Source organism: Streptomyces sp. NPDC001492 (assembly GCF_053597275.1).
On record NZ_JBSFHW010000031.1, the window covers coordinates 109754 to 124278 of the forward strand.

General features: G+C 70.9%; 10 protein-coding genes. 4 read left to right on the plus strand and 6 right to left on the minus strand.

Going from position 1 to position 14525, the window contains the following annotated elements; genetic code table 11:
• Positions 1-105: 105 nt before the first annotated feature.
• The gene (locus ACWC1K_RS33170) at positions 106-411 is read right to left on the minus strand and encodes a hypothetical protein (RefSeq protein WP_450836628.1); all 306 of its coding nucleotides are present in this window, start codon (positions 409-411) and stop codon (positions 106-108) included.
• Positions 412-2081: 1670 nt separating this feature from the next.
• Between ACWC1K_RS33170 and ACWC1K_RS33175 the strand changes: the two genes are divergently transcribed.
• From ACWC1K_RS33175 to ACWC1K_RS33185, 3 genes are all read left to right on the plus strand, one after another.
• Positions 2082-2753: a hypothetical protein gene (locus ACWC1K_RS33175; protein WP_450836629.1), complete on the plus strand. Its 672-nt coding sequence runs from the start codon at positions 2082-2084 to the stop codon at positions 2751-2753.
• Between the two features lie 658 nt (positions 2754-3411).
• A complete protein-coding gene (locus tag ACWC1K_RS33180) occupies positions 3412-3795 on the plus strand; it encodes an effector-associated constant component EACC1 (protein ID WP_450836630.1) in 384 nt (127 codons plus the stop codon).
• Positions 3792-4937, plus strand: coding sequence for a caspase family protein (locus ACWC1K_RS33185; protein ID WP_450836631.1), 1146 nt, complete (start codon positions 3792-3794; stop codon positions 4935-4937). The genes ACWC1K_RS33180 and ACWC1K_RS33185 overlap by 4 nt, the downstream gene beginning before the upstream one ends.
• 470 nt (positions 4938-5407) lie before the next feature.
• Here the strand turns inward: ACWC1K_RS33185 and ACWC1K_RS33190 are convergent, their stop codons facing one another.
• The 3 genes from ACWC1K_RS33190 to ACWC1K_RS33200 form a co-directional block, all read right to left on the minus strand.
• Positions 5408-5983: a hypothetical protein gene (locus ACWC1K_RS33190; RefSeq protein ID WP_450836632.1), complete on the minus strand. Its 576-nt coding sequence runs from the start codon at positions 5981-5983 to the stop codon at positions 5408-5410.
• A gap of 104 nt (positions 5984-6087) precedes the next feature.
• Positions 6088-7275, minus strand: a complete 1188-nt coding sequence (locus ACWC1K_RS33195) for a NucA/NucB deoxyribonuclease domain-containing protein (protein WP_450836633.1) — start codon at positions 7273-7275, stop codon at positions 6088-6090.
• An 851-nt stretch (positions 7276-8126) separates the two neighbouring features.
• The gene (locus tag ACWC1K_RS33200) at positions 8127-8615 is read right to left on the minus strand and encodes a hypothetical protein (RefSeq protein WP_450836634.1); all 489 of its coding nucleotides are present in this window, start codon (positions 8613-8615) and stop codon (positions 8127-8129) included.
• 334 nt (positions 8616-8949) lie between these two features.
• On the opposite strand from ACWC1K_RS33200, the gene ACWC1K_RS33205 reads away from it, so the two are divergent.
• Positions 8950-12549 (plus strand): hypothetical protein, encoded by a 3600-nt coding sequence (locus tag ACWC1K_RS33205; protein WP_450836635.1) that lies wholly within the window; start codon positions 8950-8952, stop codon positions 12547-12549.
• 94 nt (positions 12550-12643) lie between these two features.
• Here ACWC1K_RS33205 and ACWC1K_RS33210 read toward each other — a convergent pair whose 3' ends face one another.
• Positions 12644-13747: a helix-turn-helix domain-containing protein gene (locus ACWC1K_RS33210; protein ID WP_450836636.1), complete on the minus strand. Its 1104-nt coding sequence runs from the start codon at positions 13745-13747 to the stop codon at positions 12644-12646.
• 11 nt (positions 13748-13758) lie between these two features.
• Positions 13759-14046, minus strand: a complete 288-nt coding sequence (locus ACWC1K_RS33215) for a hypothetical protein (RefSeq protein ID WP_450836637.1) — start codon at positions 14044-14046, stop codon at positions 13759-13761.
• Positions 14047-14525 lie beyond the last annotated feature (479 nt).

Here is a 14525-nt window from a genome sequence, read left to right on the forward strand (position 1 = left end):
GTACGCGAGAACGGGAATCGTTTGTTCAACGGCTTCGGCACTTCACCGCTCACCCGTGATCGATGTCGATGAGTTCGGGGGCATCAGCCGCAAACAGGGAGTGATCTACTGTGCCCAGTCCCAGGTGGTGGTGCGAGGCTGGGCGCCGATCTCGGACATGAACGAGTCGGTGCCGTCCGCCGGAACTGGGTTCTGCTTGGAGGCCAGCTCGGGCGCGCACACCTGCCAGTACAAGGTCCGGGTCCCATATGGAGCGATGCCCGCGTCCTGAGCGAGCGTCTTGACCGGGCCGTCCACTTCGTCGGGGTACTCACCGTCGGCGTGCTTGGGCGTGTACAAGGTCTGGAACTTCTGAGTGATCGAGATGACTGCGGTATCGGAGCGGTTCTCGTAGACGGTCATGACGTTCACGCACTTGTTCGTCGCGTCGCCGTCGTGCCACTCGGTCAGGGCGACTGATCCCAGCGGGGTGCGGGCCGGGGCGGGCGCAGGAGCCGAGGAGGAGGCCGGGGTGAGGATGGCCGAAGTGTGGCTGGTTACAGGCGTCGATGTCGGGGTGGGGGTGGGCGTGATGGTCTGAGTGACCGTGACCGTAGGGGCTGCTGCAGCGGGCTGCGGGGCGTGGCTGCTACAGCCAGCGCCCAGGACTGCGGCTGCGCAGGCGGCTATCGCAGGAAGGAACCGGCGGGCCATGTCTGCCTTTCACGTTCAGCGAGAAGACTGCGGCAGGCGCTGCTTGGCCGGTTCCTGTGGGGGACGAAAGCGGGGTTGCCGCCTGACGTTCGGTACGAAGGGGATCATACCGGTGGGTACGACTGCCTTCACGGCCTCGCCTCACTGAGTGCCGCCCGCCAGTTGCCACTGATCGAGCTGATCGTGATAGCCGGCGGTCACACTGCTGGGGCGTTGCCCTAAACCGGCCGGAGAGCGGGGGCGGACCTGTACCAGCGGGCCCGCCCCAGACGCCCTCCCGCATCGCGATACCTGGACATACCGGCATAAAGAGGGAAGTTGAGGGTAAAAAAGAGCCGCGAAGCAATCAGCTTCACGGTCCGGCTTGAAATTCCAGCAGAATTTCTACCTCTGACTGGCTCGAGAATTCGAGTAGTCTGGCACCGCGGCAGTAGGTGGCTTATGTGACGAGGAATAGCGCTCCAACGTATTGATGAGCTGATAGGGGTGAAACCACAGCACTATTCCTGTAAGGAGTGCGACCGCCCCGGCCCTGAGCTTCCGCCACGGCGGGACCGGTGCGCGAAAGAGGAGCTGACCGTAGGAGATGCGAAGGGTGCGGTCAGGCTGGTTGGGCATGGACATACTGATCCTCCTGTGAGTGCGACTGTTTTTGGGCATGCGAAAACGAACTTCTGGTTCCTGGATACAAAAAGACATCCGAGACCCCTTCGGCCTAGTGGTGCAGACCTCGGGACGCACTAATCCCACTCCTGGGATTAGACGTGCTCGGATGTTACGCGTGGTACTGAGTGCTCGACGCTTCCGCCGGGCTGATGGTGAGAACCGTAGCCTCGACCTTTCTTGGAGTCAAGTGCCCCCGGATTTCGATGAGCTGACTTCCCTTCAGGCCCCTGGTCGCGAGGATGAGAGAATTACAGTCGGCCTGCCTTGGGCTGTCAATTCCCTGGGTTCTGACCTGCTCATTTGGTGCCTGCTGCTGTGAGCCGTTCTGGGGCCCCGACCGCAGCAGATGCCTTCCGTCACCAGTCACCGCTGGAGGACTGGCCGCAGATCCAGGGCGTTCTACACGGCAACACGGCCAAACTTCTCCTTCCTGGACTGACGTGAAGCCCCAGGCAGATGGACGACCACGGATCCGGCGGTCGTCGCCAAGGGCGCCCCGACGGTCGTGCTATCCCCCACCTCGTGCGCATTGAGCGGCACGCAACTCCCTGCGGCAGCCCGCTGGCGAGAAAGCACACCCTGTGGACTCGCAGCCTGTGGAGGGACCGGCCGCGCTTAGCCATGCGACGGGCGTGCGCCATCGCGCCGCACCCCCGCATGATAAGGCGGCAGCTCGATAGGGCAGCATCTGCTCAGCCGTCGCCTGCCTATGAGGGGTCATCATGCGTTCCACCCGCCGCGCCGCATCCACCGTGGTGCTCGCCTGCCTATTGCTGGCGGGCTGTAAGTCCGGCTCGCTCGGCACGTCGACGTCGTCCGAAGGCCGGAGCCCAGCAGCGGGTGCATCGGGTACGGCCGCGCCGGCCGGCGGGTCGTCTGGCCCGATCGCGGTGGGGGCGGGTCCGCAGAAGCACTACACGGTCCAGAAGCAGCCGGCCGCGGGTTCCTGCCACTACCGCTACGAGCACGGCGAGCCACTGGAGGACCCGAAGTGCACGCCGGGCGCGATCTCCCCGGCGGTCACGCAGGCGAATCTGAAGTCGACGATCTGCCGCACGGGCGGCTACACCTCCGGGGTGCGCCCGCCCGCGTACGTGACCGGCAAGGAGAAGCGGCTCAACGCCGCCTCGTACAGTTACACCGGCCGCATGGGCGATGCCGAGTACGACCATCTGATCAGCCTGCAGCTGGGCGGGGACCCCAACGACTACCGGAACCTGTGGGTGGAGCCCGCCGACCCCGGTCACAAGGGCACGGGGGTGAACAACAAGAAGGACCCGGTGGAGACGAAGCTGCACACCGCGGTCTGCAAGGGCCAGGTCACGCTCGCGGCCGCGCAGAAGGCGATCGTCACCGACTGGACCACCGCCCTGACCACCCTCCACCTCAGCTGAGCCGAGCAGGTGGTGAAGGGCCGCCGGCAACGACCAGGGTGTCCTTGACCGGGCAGTGTCGGCCGCGGCACGGGAAAGCCCCGGCTGGACGGGGGAGACCAGCCGGGGCCGTAACGCGGTGACGTGCGGAGGGCGGTCGCCTCTCGGCGGGATGCTCCATGGGGCTTCAGCCGGACGATCGTCCCCATGGGCTATAGGTGAGGCCCGGGGACACTGTCCCCTCCGCAGCCACGTATAGGTGAACGGTCAATCACTCCGAGGTGTTCCCGGCCCTTCGTCTTTGCCGTGGTGAGCTGTGGCACACCACGGCAAAGGGCTCAATCGACGAAGTCGGCGATCTGGGCGGCGAATTCGTCCGGGGTGGCCAGGCGGATGCCGAGGGTTTCGGGGTCATCGCGCCGGTGACCACGACCGTCATCCCGGCCAGCGGGCCGTCCGCCGCTGCGGCCTCCTCGTCGGCGTCCGTGTCCCCGGTCGTGGGGCGCGGGCGGGGCGGCGCCTGGTTTCCGCGCGGGCCGGGTCGTGATGGTGGGCGCAGGGCAGGACGGCCAGAGTGGCCAGGTCGGTGACGTTCGGTAGGGACCTTGCGGGCCGTACTGGTCCGGGGTGTGGTGTTGTGGTGTAGCGGGTTTCCCGGTCGGTTGTGCATGGTGGGTGGGTGTTCGGATCAGGGGAGGTCGAAGTGCGGTTAGAGCTGCAGGTCGGGCTGGGTGCGGGGGAGTTGCGTTCGCTGCAGGGCTGGTTGCGTGCGGATCCTGTGGTGCGCCGGTCTGTGGTGGTGGGGGTGCGGGGTGGTGTGCCGGGGCCGGGGGAGATGGGCACGGTCGTCGATGTGCTGGAGCTGGTGACGGGAAACGGGTGGAGTGCGGCGTCGTTCGTGCTGGCGGTCGCGGCGTGGCGGCAGAGCCGCCCGCAGCGGCCGCGGGTGGAGATCCGCCGGGGGGAGACGGTCATCGTGCTCGCTGAGGGTTCGCAGGAGGAGATCGCGCGGGCGGTTCGGGCGCTTGAGGCCGTCGATGGCGGTGAGGGCGGCGATCGGTGAGTGTGCTGCCTGATCCGGGCGCCTCAAGGGCCGTGCTGGTGGGCACGAGCCGCTATGAGTACCTGGAGCCGTTGCCAGCCGCGGCGAATAATCTGAGGGCTCTTGCCGATCTTTTGTGCAGCCCGCTGTCGCTGCAACTGCCCGCCCTGCACGTAACTGTGGTGGAGGATCCGGTTGCTGCGCACGCGGTGGTGGGCGCGGTGCGGCAGGCGGCTGCCGGGGCCACCGACACGCTGATCGTCTACTTTGCCGGGCATGGGCTGGTTGATGCCCAGGATCAGCTTGTTCTGGCTCTGCCGCATACCGAGTTCGGTCGTATCGAGACGGCTCTCCCGTATGACTGGGTGCGTCAGGTGCTGCTGTTGGACTCCCGGGCGGAGCGGCACGTGGTGATTCTGGACTGCTGTTACAGCGGTCTGGCGCTGGGGAGGATGAGCGCCGGGCCGGGGCTTGCTGACCAGGCGGCGGTGGAGGGCAGTTTCCTCCTGGCGGCCGCCGCGGAGACCCGCACGGCTCTGGCGCCGGTGGGGGGCACCTATACGGCTTTCACCGGGGCGCTGCTCGATACCCTGCGCCAGGGCATACCCGGCGGTCCCGCGCTGCTCGATCTGGGCTCCCTCTACCGGCATTTACGCCTGAGGCTGGAGGCGCGGGGGCATCCCGTTCCGCAGGCCCGGGACCGCAACAGCGGTGCCCAGGTCGCACTCGCACGCAATAACGCTGATCTGCCGGCCGGACCGGTTGCGGCCGGTGCGGCCGTAGGGGAGCGTCCATGGCCGGATCCGTCTGCGATCCGTACCGTTGCAGGGTTTCTCACCGCCCTCGCGCAGGTGCGGGTGGTCAGCGGACTGACTCATCAGGCGGTCAGCGAGCGTTCGAGCGGACGCATGGCGGCGGGCACCGTTGGCCGTCTGCTCAACCGCAGTACTCTTCCCACGACTTGGGGCACCACGGGCGTCTACCTGTCAGCGTGCGGTGTTCCCGATGAGCAGATCACGCAGTGGAAGGCCGTCTGGCAGCAGCTGCGCACGGAGGATGCGTCGGACACCGCGGAGATCCCGTCAGGCCCCGTCGGCACCGTCTCCAAGAAGGGAAGGTGGCAGCGGCCGTTGTCGGTTTTCCGCCGGGGGCGGGGTCAGTGACTGGGTAGGGCAGAGTTCGAAACGCTGGTCGTCTGTGGCCGGGGTGTCTGGTCCCGGTGGTCGGATCCGCCTCCGAACAGGGTGTTCCACGCGGCGATCACCACAACAACGCCCACCAGGACCAGGCCCATCGATGGACTCTTCCACCGGCTGGAGACCGTCGCCGGCTTCACGTAGTGCCCGGCCCGGTAATAGCCCTTGCGGGTCTGCGCCTTCGTCTTCGCTTTCGCCACAGCTACACGCCCCCGTCCAGTGCGACTGTCTGACAGAAGATTTTTGCAGCGATCGGACCATGTCGTTTCCTGAACGGCTCAGGACGGCTGATTTCGCACTACTGGGGGTTGTGCCAGTTCTGCATCCGGGGCTGGCTGGTCAGCGGGTTCGGGTGGGGCCGAGATGAGATCTGCTCGGCAAAGTCCTGCCCGCCTGGAGGCCAGGCGCCTCTTGGTAGATGTGTCAGTGATGGGAGGTCACTCGGGTTTGATCATGGGTTGGTCTGCCGGTGGAGTTGGCCGGGGCTCGTGTGCCGGCTGGTCGGTGTGCTGGGCGAGGTCTGCTGTGATGCGTTCACTGGTCTTGAGGATGGCGGTGGTGGTGGGGGGTGCGGGCCAGGCGGTCAGCCGGTAGTGCTCGGGGGGGTTGGCGTCGGTGCCGTCGGGGTTGGTGGCGCGGCCGTGTGCGTGGACGCGGAGGCGGTACCAGCCGGGGCCTGCTGTGGCCAGGTTGGGCAGCTCGTCGGCGGGGCCGAGGTCGAGGGACTCGACGAGCAGCTGGCCGGTTTGGCACTGGATGCTTGTTTCGACGATCTCTTCCCAGGTGGTGTGGTCGCTGGCCGGGGGCGGGGTGTCGCGTGGTTCGGCGGTCACCTGGACGTCGCCGGTGCGGATGCCGGTGAGGATGAGGGCGCCGTGCGACATGGGTGCGGCCAGTCCGTTGGACCAGTCAGCGGTGTCCACGGGGATGTCTCCGCCGTCCAGGACGCCGAAGGTTCCTTCTGCGACGAAGAGTTGGGCGGCGCTCATCTGCTGGCCTTTCTCGCCGGGCATGCCGTGGCAGTGGGGTCTGCCGGGGCTGTGATGGTACTTCCGGTCACGTCCGGCCGGCGGACACCGTGTGGGTGTGGTGGCTGGCCGGACGCGAACGGGCTTGTCTAGGAGATGCGGATCTGGAAGGGGTCGCCGTTCAGCACGCGCTGGCTGCGGAAGAACTGTGTGTTCAGGCCGCCCTGGGCGTCATTGTCACCCTTGGTGATCATGCAGACGCTGGCTCCCTTCGGTCCGCTGCCGGAGGGGATGTTGGGCAGGTCGCAGCCGGAGAAGGTGCGGCGGGTCCCTCCGGAGCTCAGGCCCTGCTTGGAGGTGGCGATGGGGTATTCGTCGCACGATTTGCCCTGGATGCTGGGGGCGTCTCCGCACGCCTTTTGGCGGTTGTCCCTGATGGTCTGGGCATCGGTGGTGCGGGTCAGGGGGTGCTTGAAGGAGCCGCCGGGCAGACCGGAGGCCTGGGCGCGTTTGACGTGCGAAGCCAGGTCCGGGTAGCTGGACTGGTCGTAGTACAGGATCGACGGGTACCAGGGGATGACGCAGCCGACCCCGGGCCGGCCCGCGGTGTCGTTGTCGCAGCGGAACTCGTTGAAGCCGACCGGCAGGAGCGCGTCGGGGTAGGCGGGAGCCTGGAAGTTCAGCGTCCAGGTGCTTTGGCACTTGCCCTTCGTGCCGGCCGTGTGAATCGTCGTGTCGAAGAACGACTCCCCAAGACGCCAGGAGTTCTTGGGCATCAGCGGCTTCTTCGGGAACTTTGAGCTGCTGACCTTGCAGGCTCCGCCCTTGCTCGCCGAGCCCTTCACCGATCCCTCGTTGAGGGCATCGCCCCAGCCGCCATACGCGGACACCTCGATCTGGTGAGCGATGGTTCCCAGGCCGGTGTCACCGTAGCTGTAGCTGATGAACAGCAGCTTGGCCCGACCGGTCTCCCGCCACGTGCCGTTGACCTTCTCCTTGGTGGTGAAGTCGGCGCCGCCCACCAGGCACACCGCCGTGCGGATCCCGACGACCTTGCCGTTGCTGTCCTCACACCACTGCGGAGGCGCCACTCCCGCACGGGCCGTCAGCGCCGTCATCGCCTCCTGCGGAATCGAGCTGGCCGGAACCTGCTCCACACATGTCGCCCGGCCCTGCTCGTCGGGCTCTGCACACGTTTCCCCCGTGGCGGACCAGGCCGACTGCCCGGCCCTGGCGTACGGCAGCACCGCATCCGGCCCTGCGTCCGCGACCGGCTCCTCCCCGCCGGAGTCCTCCTCCGGCGCCTCCGGCACCGGCGTGGAGTCCTCGTCCTCCACGGCCGGGTCGGATCCGTCCTCGTCCCCAGCCTGCGAAGCATCCTCCGAGGAGGCTGCCGAACCGTCCGAGCCGGGTGCGGGATTTTCTGACGCCTGAACGGAAACGTCCGGCCCCGGGACAGGCTCATCCGACGCCTGCGCGGAGCCGAGACAGCTCAGAAGCAGCCCGGCCGTCACGACGCCTGCAGACAGCAGGTTCCTCAATCTCAAGTTGTGCCCCCTGTGTTGGTCAAACAGCGCAAACACCAGTAATTGGCGTGTCCGCGCCAGGTCGACAGGAATCAAAGCACAGGGGTCTGACAACCGCCTCACAATATGGGGCTCCCGCTCGGACACCCAGGTTCACCCAACTCGGGGCAGTCCGGAGCCTCCATCAGACCCGGAGCGGTTCACGGTCCGATGCCCTGTACTGCTCGACAGCGTGTCGCTCTAGGCAGTGGCGGGTTGACCGTGGACTGAGGCGGCGCGTGGCGGCTGTGCAGCGGGGCGAGGACGAGCGGGAGTGCCCGGAGCGCGGGGCCTGCCGGGTGGCCGCAGTCGACCGGCGCTCGAACGCCGTCTATTGCAGCGGGAAGTGCCGACCAGGGCCTGGAGGCGGCGGGTGGAGCGTTCAGCGAACCGTCACAGTGACGGCCGTGAGAACGGCTAGAGCGGTGAACTCCCTTCAGGTTTCTGCCAATTGCGGTCGGTTGTTGATGATCTCGCGTGTCACGCTGGACGGTGTGGTCGTGTGGGCCGAGTCCCGACACGGCGCGAAGGAGTCCGTGCCCCGGCCCGCGGGGTGGTGGCTGCAATGCCCAGCACTGAAACGAAGATCGGCAATGTGACGCAGGAGGGGTACGACGAGATCGTCAGCGGTTCTCAAGCCATTGAGTGATCTCGCGGATGAGACGCTGACCTGCGTCGAAGAAGTTGCTGGCGTCCTGGTCTCGCCACCGTTCATGGTCATCTTCGGAGTGTGGCGCTGCCTCGATCATGGCTGTCCGCAAGTCGTTTACACGAGCTGCGAAGGTTGTATCCACCGAGGCGATCACCGCTTGGTGACCTTTCGTTCGGATGAGGAAGCGGGAGTTTGCTGCGTTCAGTTCACTCTTCCAGTCGTCCTCGAAAAGCCGACGTTTCCAGGGCTTGATGGCGAGGACGGATGTGAAGAGCACGTCGACCTCAGCTAGAGCGGCCTGCGCGGCGGAAATCGCGTGCTGTTGCGCGGCATGCCGGCGTGCGTGCCTGTTGGTGACGGTCACTACCGCCCAGGCGGTCACCGCTGCGACCAGGCCACCGATCATGGCGCTCAGAGCGCCCTGAAGAAGATTCGCCCACCAGTCCGTCGGTCCGCTCATGCCTGTGCATCCAACACCACGGTCCCGCGTAACAGGGAGACTTTCGAGGAGCATGGCCGCCCCCTGCATCGGGGTGAACTCGCATGCCCGGGTTGGCAGATGCCGATCTCTCACGAGCCCGTCATGGAGCTGATCCGCGCCTCGATGGATCCCGAGAGCCGCGCCGCACCCCGTCGACTCGCCTGCCAGCCGCGTCGTGTCGGCGGCCGCGCGCCGATGCGAACCGGGCGTCGTCGGCCGGCGCGGTGCGGAGCACGGGCAGGTCGGGCGGGTGGCTACGGCGGATCTGCGGTATCGGTGCGAGGGTGGTGGCTGGCGGGTCTACGGTGCTGCGGTGAGTGACGAGGTGGCGCCGGTGGGCGCGAGTGTGCTGCCCGAGGTCGACGATGTCCTCGCGGACGCCCTGCGGGCTCAGGGGGAGGCGGGCGTAAGGGCGTTGGGGCTGCTGCGGGATGCCCGCCGGGTCCTGACGGGCGGCGGGTTCGAGCGGCGGGAGGAGGTCGCCGCTGCGTGTGTGCGGTCCGTGGCGGACGCGCTGCTGGCGCCCGGCACTCCGGGCGCTGTAGGTCTGAAGGACGCGGCGAAGGACCTGCTGATCGCGGTGGACGCCCTCCCACGGACCCCGGCCGACACCGCGCGGCTGGCCGACGCAGCGGTCGCCGAGGCCGAGGCCGGAGTGTGGGAGCGGATGCGGGAGGCGGCCGCGGTGCTGCGTGGTGAGGTGGAGAGCCCGGGGGGCTTCCACCGGGCCCGGGCCGCCGGCGTCTTCGAGCGGCTGACGGGCGTCACGCTCGGTGCGGCGCAGGAGACGGCGCTGGACGTGTGGAGCAGGATCTACGGCGCGGCGTCGGGCATCCTGCACGGCCGGAGCGCCGGTCCCGGCGAGGCCGCCGCCCTGTACACCGACATCCTCGGTGCGGCGCGGAACCTGCTCGTGCCGCTGCCCGCCCGGGCCGCCCGCGTTCTCGAACTCGCCGCGCTCCAGCACCCGGGTGAGGCCGAGGCACGGGAGCTGGCCGGCTGGGCGGACCCGCGCGCCACCGGGTACTTCCTCCGTTCCGGCCCGGCCGCGGCCTGGCTGGAGGTCCTCGACCAGTACGCGCCGCACCTGCTGCTGGCCGACGGGGCGGCCGGACTGTGGCCGGCGGCCCCGTTCCTGGAGCACTTGGCCGCCGTCGCCCCGGAGACGGCCCGGCCGTGGCTGCACGGGCACGCCGTCCAGCTCGCCGCCGCCGGCCCGCAGGTCTTGGTCGACCTGCTGCTTCTGGCCCAGGCCGGCGCCCTGACGAGTGCCGGTGTCCGGCTGCTGCTCCCGTACGTTCTCGTTCCGGTCCGCGACGGGGAGCCGGCCGGGCGGGCGGACTGGCCGCGCGGGCTGACGGCCCGCTGGGCGGGAAGGCTCCCGATGGCCGGGCGTGACAGGGACTGGGTGTTCGTGGTCGAGGCGCTGCTGCACGACGTGGTCGACTCGGGCCGCCTGGCCTTCCAGGCCATGATGAAGCGCCCTCACCCCGGCCCTGGGCTGTCCCGGGCCGACGCCGTCCGGCTGGCGCATTCCGATCCGGAGGTGGAGAAGGAGATCGCGCGGACCTGGGCCGTCCTCCTGCCCGCCGGCGACGTCGTGGTCCTGCTGCGGGAGCTCGTGGCGACCGTCCACGGCCAAGGCCCCGGTCCGTTCGGCTCGGCCCGTATGGTCCGGGCCGTACTGGCGGGCCTGCTGTGCCGCAACGCCGAGTCCGACACCAAGGGGGCCTTCGACCGGGGCGACCTGGACGAGGTCCGCCTCGAGGAGGACTGGGTCGTCTTCCAGGCCGACGTCCTCGGCCCGTTCCTGGGACCGCTGCTGGCCCGGGCGGTCCTGGACCTCGCCGCGACGGACGCCGCAGCCGGCCTCCCGCTGGCCGAGCGGGTGCGGGCATGGAAACGGATCGCCGATGCGGACGCCCACCTGCACGACCGGCTGCTTGCCGCCCACCTGGCCGCGCACCCGCCCGCCGACGGTGCCGCGGGCGCGGGGGAGTGGTGGGACCGGGCCGTCGAGGTCACCGTGCGGCTGCTGGCCTCCCGCCCTGCGCCGGAAGGCGCGCGGCTGGCCGCCCTGGTCCTCAAGGACTGCACACCCCAGCGGGCCGCCGACCTCGACCAGCGGGCGCGTGCGGCGCTCGGCCCGGCCCCGTCCGCCCGGGAAGCGGACCAGGTCCTGGCCGCCGGCATCGACGCCGGCTTGGCCGGGGCCGCGGTAGAGCCGCTCGCCTCGTGGCTGCGGGTGTGGGAGTGGTCGCCGGTCCTGCCCGCCGGGCTGCTCACCGGCTTCGCCCCGCTGCTCGCCGCGGTAGGCCGGCTGAAGCCGCCCGGGCCGGCCGACCCGCGCGCCGCCGTCCGCCCGGCACCGCGCAACTCCGTCGCGCTGGAGGTGGTGGACCTGCTGGAGTTGGCCGCCGTGTCCGGCCCGCTCGCAGCGGCCGCCGCCCTCGCCGCCGCCGAGGACGCGGGCGCCGACGGTTACGTGAGGGTGCTGCAGCGCCTCGTGGGGGCCGACCCGGGCGGCTGGACCGCCGACGTCCCCCGGGTGCTCGCCGCCCTGCAGCTGCCGGAGCTCGGCGCGTTCTACCTTGCCGCGGCCGCCGGCGTAGCGCGCCGCCGCGGAGCCTTTCCCGTCGGCCCGGCCCCGGCCGCCCTCGCCGCCCTCACGCTGCGCCGTGCCCTGCCCGCCCCCGCGGCCGGCCAACCGCCGTCCACCGCGGTGACGTTCGCCGACCAGGCGGTGTTCGACCTGCTGAGCATCGTGTGGCGCACCGGCGCTGACCTGGCCGGCGACCTGCCGGCCGCCCTGGACCACCTGCACGCCCTAGCCTGGCCCCTCACCCGCCCCGCCGCCCCCACGCCGCCCGCGGACAGCCCGCAGGAGACCGCCCCCACGCCCGCTTGCGCAGACGCCGGCTCCACCGGTGACAAAGCGGGCGGGGCCGGGGAGTTGGCCGGTGACCTGGCGGACTCGCACCCGGCGGTGCGCGCGCTGGACTGCCTACTCGAGTACGCCGCCAGCCGGGCACCCGTGGACGGCGCGATGCCCGGCGACGTCCTCCGCCTGCTCTCCGGCGCGCTTGCCGCCCGCGGCGGCGACGAGGCGGTCGCCGACGTGATCGGCGGGCACCTGCCGGTCCTGCACCACCGCGCCACCGCCTTCACCGCCGCCCACCCCCAGCTGTACGCCCTTGCCCCCGGCCGGCCTTCACCGGCCGCCGCGTGGCTGGAGCACGGCGGACGCGATCCGCTGCTGCTCGCCGCCCTGGACCGCGGCGAGCTCCTGGCCGTCCTGCGCGAGCATCCGGTCCGCGTGTCCCTCCGCGTGGTGGACGCGCTGCTGGACGGCCACCACGATCTGCTCGGCGACCCCGCGGCCGCCTGGCGCGAGGTGGCCGCGGGCCCGGGCGGCGGTAAGGCGGTCGCCTGCCTGTTCCTGACGCTCGCCCTCCTCAGGCCGCAGCGCCCCCGGACCGGCAATGTCGCCCCGGCCCCGGTCGGCCGTGCCGCCGAGGACGTCGCCCGTGTGTGGTGGGCGGCGGCGCTCGACGCCGGCCTGCCGTCCGGCGCGCTCGCCGGCACCGGCCACCTCGCCAAGCTCGCCATCGCGGACGAGGTGTGGCTGCCCCTGGCGCGGCGCAGCGCCGAGCACACCCCGGCCCTGATCGACGCTGGCGACGTCGCCGAGCGCGCCGCCGACCACCCGCGCAGCCCCGACGCCCTGCTCCTGGCCGCGCACCTGCTCATCCCTACCGAGCCTGGCCCCGGGTATAACACCGAGGTCCGCTGGCACGCCCGGGCCCTGCTGGAGGCTGCCGTGGCCCTGCCCGCGGCCGAGCGCCCGGCCGAGACGGAGCAGCTGCGCCGGGCGCTGATCGACGCCGGCGAGATCCAGGCCGCGCGTACCTGACGGACCGGACGGCAGGCCGGCCCGCTGCGCCCCGGTGCTCGGCGTCGGCCCGGGCTGCGGCGTACGGCCGTTGGCCGTTGTGTTTGGGGCGGGGTTACACCGGGGCGGCTTGTCGGGTGCGGTGGCTGGGGCCGGAGGGCCGGGGCGGCAGGGCGGGGGCGGGCGTTTTGTCGCTGGTGGGCGGGCCGGAGGCGGAGTTGTCGGAGTGCTTGCACTGGAGCCAGGCGAGTCTGTCGTTGCGGACGGTGATGGCGTCGACGCCGGTGTCGGGGGCGGTGCCGTTGCGGCGGGCCCGGTCCCGGGCGGCGTAGAGGTGGGTGAGGCCGGCGGTGAGGACGGCGTACTGGTCGGTGGGGTCGAGGCCGGCGTAGGCGCGGTTGATGGCGGGAGCCGCCACGGCCTCCCGCTGCCCGGACCGGTCGGCGAGGGCGTACGGCTCGTACGCGGCGGGGTGGTCCGCAGCCCGCAGCCAGGCGACGTCGGTGAGCGGTGCGACGGGAACGGACAGGCGGAAATCGCTCCACCAGGAGCCGCGGGCGGCCCGGTAAGTGCCGAGACCGGGCGCCGGTTCAGGCTGCTCGGCGCGGACGGTGGTGTGGATGCGCTGCCAGGCTTCCTGCCATGGGCCCATGCGGCGGCGGTGAATGCCGCAGCCGCGCAGGAAGGCCGAGCACTGCTGCCAGGTCGTGGGCCGGGCCTCGCGGCGGGTGATGCGCCACAGGGTGGTCAGCGGCAGGAGCAGGGTCCCGTCGGCTCCGTCGGTGGTGGCGCGTTCCTGCAGGATGCGCAGGGGCGGGGCGCCGGCGCGTTCGTAGGCGGCGGCGAGCGCGGCGTCGAAGTCGGCGGGGGTGCGGATGCTGCGCACGGCCGGGGCCTGCAGGGCGGTGAGGATGCCGCGCTGTTCGGCACGGGCGGCCCGGCGCAGCTGCAGCGCCTCGCGTTCCTCCTCGGCCGTGGCGCCGCAGGCGCGCGTGTAGGCGGTGACGACGTGTTCCTGGGGCAGGGTGTGGCCGCCGGCGGCCCGCTTGAGGGTGCTCGCGGAGACGGTGGCGGTGTCCTGCGGGTGGGCGGCGCGGGCGGCGAGCTCGCTGAAGGTGAGCTGGCAGCGGTCCTTGAGCGCCCGCAGGAGGGCGGTGAGGCCGGCGTGGTGGCCCGCGATCCGGCGAACGCCGGGGCGGGCGGGCAGGTGCGAAGTCATCGGCGGGGCCCCTACTTGCTGTGGGTCTCGGCGCCGGCGGCCGCCCGGACCGCGGACGCGGCGAGCGCGGTGAGCAGGCGCCGTCCGCCGCCGGCCGCGGCGATGGTGCCCGCGCCGATCGCGCCGCACCCCGCGAGCAGGGTGAGGACGTCGTCGACGGGCATGCCCGTGAGGGCGAGGCCGGCCCCCAGGACCGGGAAGACGCTGATGCCGGCGACCTGCGCGGGCGTGAGGACGCGCACGGGGGTGCGGGACGGCTCGGACTCGGGCGCGCTCGCGCCGGGGTGGTGCGTGGACATGACGAGGGGATCCTCCTGACCGGCTACCCGGCCGCCGGCCCCGTGGACGGGAGCCGGCGGCCGGGGGTGATGGGGTGCTACTGGCCGCAAACCGGTGTCGCGGGACGGCAGTTGACGGCCGCCGGCCCTCCGGTGGCGACGAGCATGGCACGTTGCCGCCCGCCCCCGCTCACCCGGAAAACCCCTTACGCGCGGAATGCCGGGTTACTGGTCCGGGGGTGTTCCAGGTATGCGCCTAGACCGAGTGCATCCCGCCTCGACGCCCCCACCCCCGGTGGCCAGCACGTTGTCCACCGGGCTCCGGAAGCTGCGGTCCGTCCCTGTTCCAGCCTGCCTTGCCCCGTCCGGCAGGAGAGCGTGATGCTGCGTCACAGCCGGTCGTCGGCGCGGCGTCGGGGCCGGACCATCCGGCGCACACCACAAGTCCGGTCATCACCTGCACAAGCATTCACGAGACTGCAAAGATTCCCGACGCCGCG

Coding starts and splice junctions, on each gene's coding strand:
- ACWC1K_RS33175 (WP_450836629.1), top strand. CDS start 2,082: ATGCGTTCCACCCGCCGCGCCGCATCCACCGTGGTGCTCGCCTGCCTA.
- ACWC1K_RS33190 (WP_450836632.1), bottom strand. CDS start 5,983: ATGCCCGGCGAGAAAGGCCAGCAGATGAGCGCCGCCCAACTCTTCGTC.
- ACWC1K_RS33200 (WP_450836634.1), bottom strand. CDS start 8,615: ATGAGCGGACCGACGGACTGGTGGGCGAATCTTCTTCAGGGCGCTCTG.
- ACWC1K_RS33210 (WP_450836636.1), bottom strand. CDS start 13,747: ATGACTTCGCACCTGCCCGCCCGCCCCGGCGTTCGCCGGATCGCGGGC.
- ACWC1K_RS33215 (WP_450836637.1), bottom strand. CDS start 14,046: ATGTCCACGCACCACCCCGGCGCGAGCGCGCCCGAGTCCGAGCCGTCC.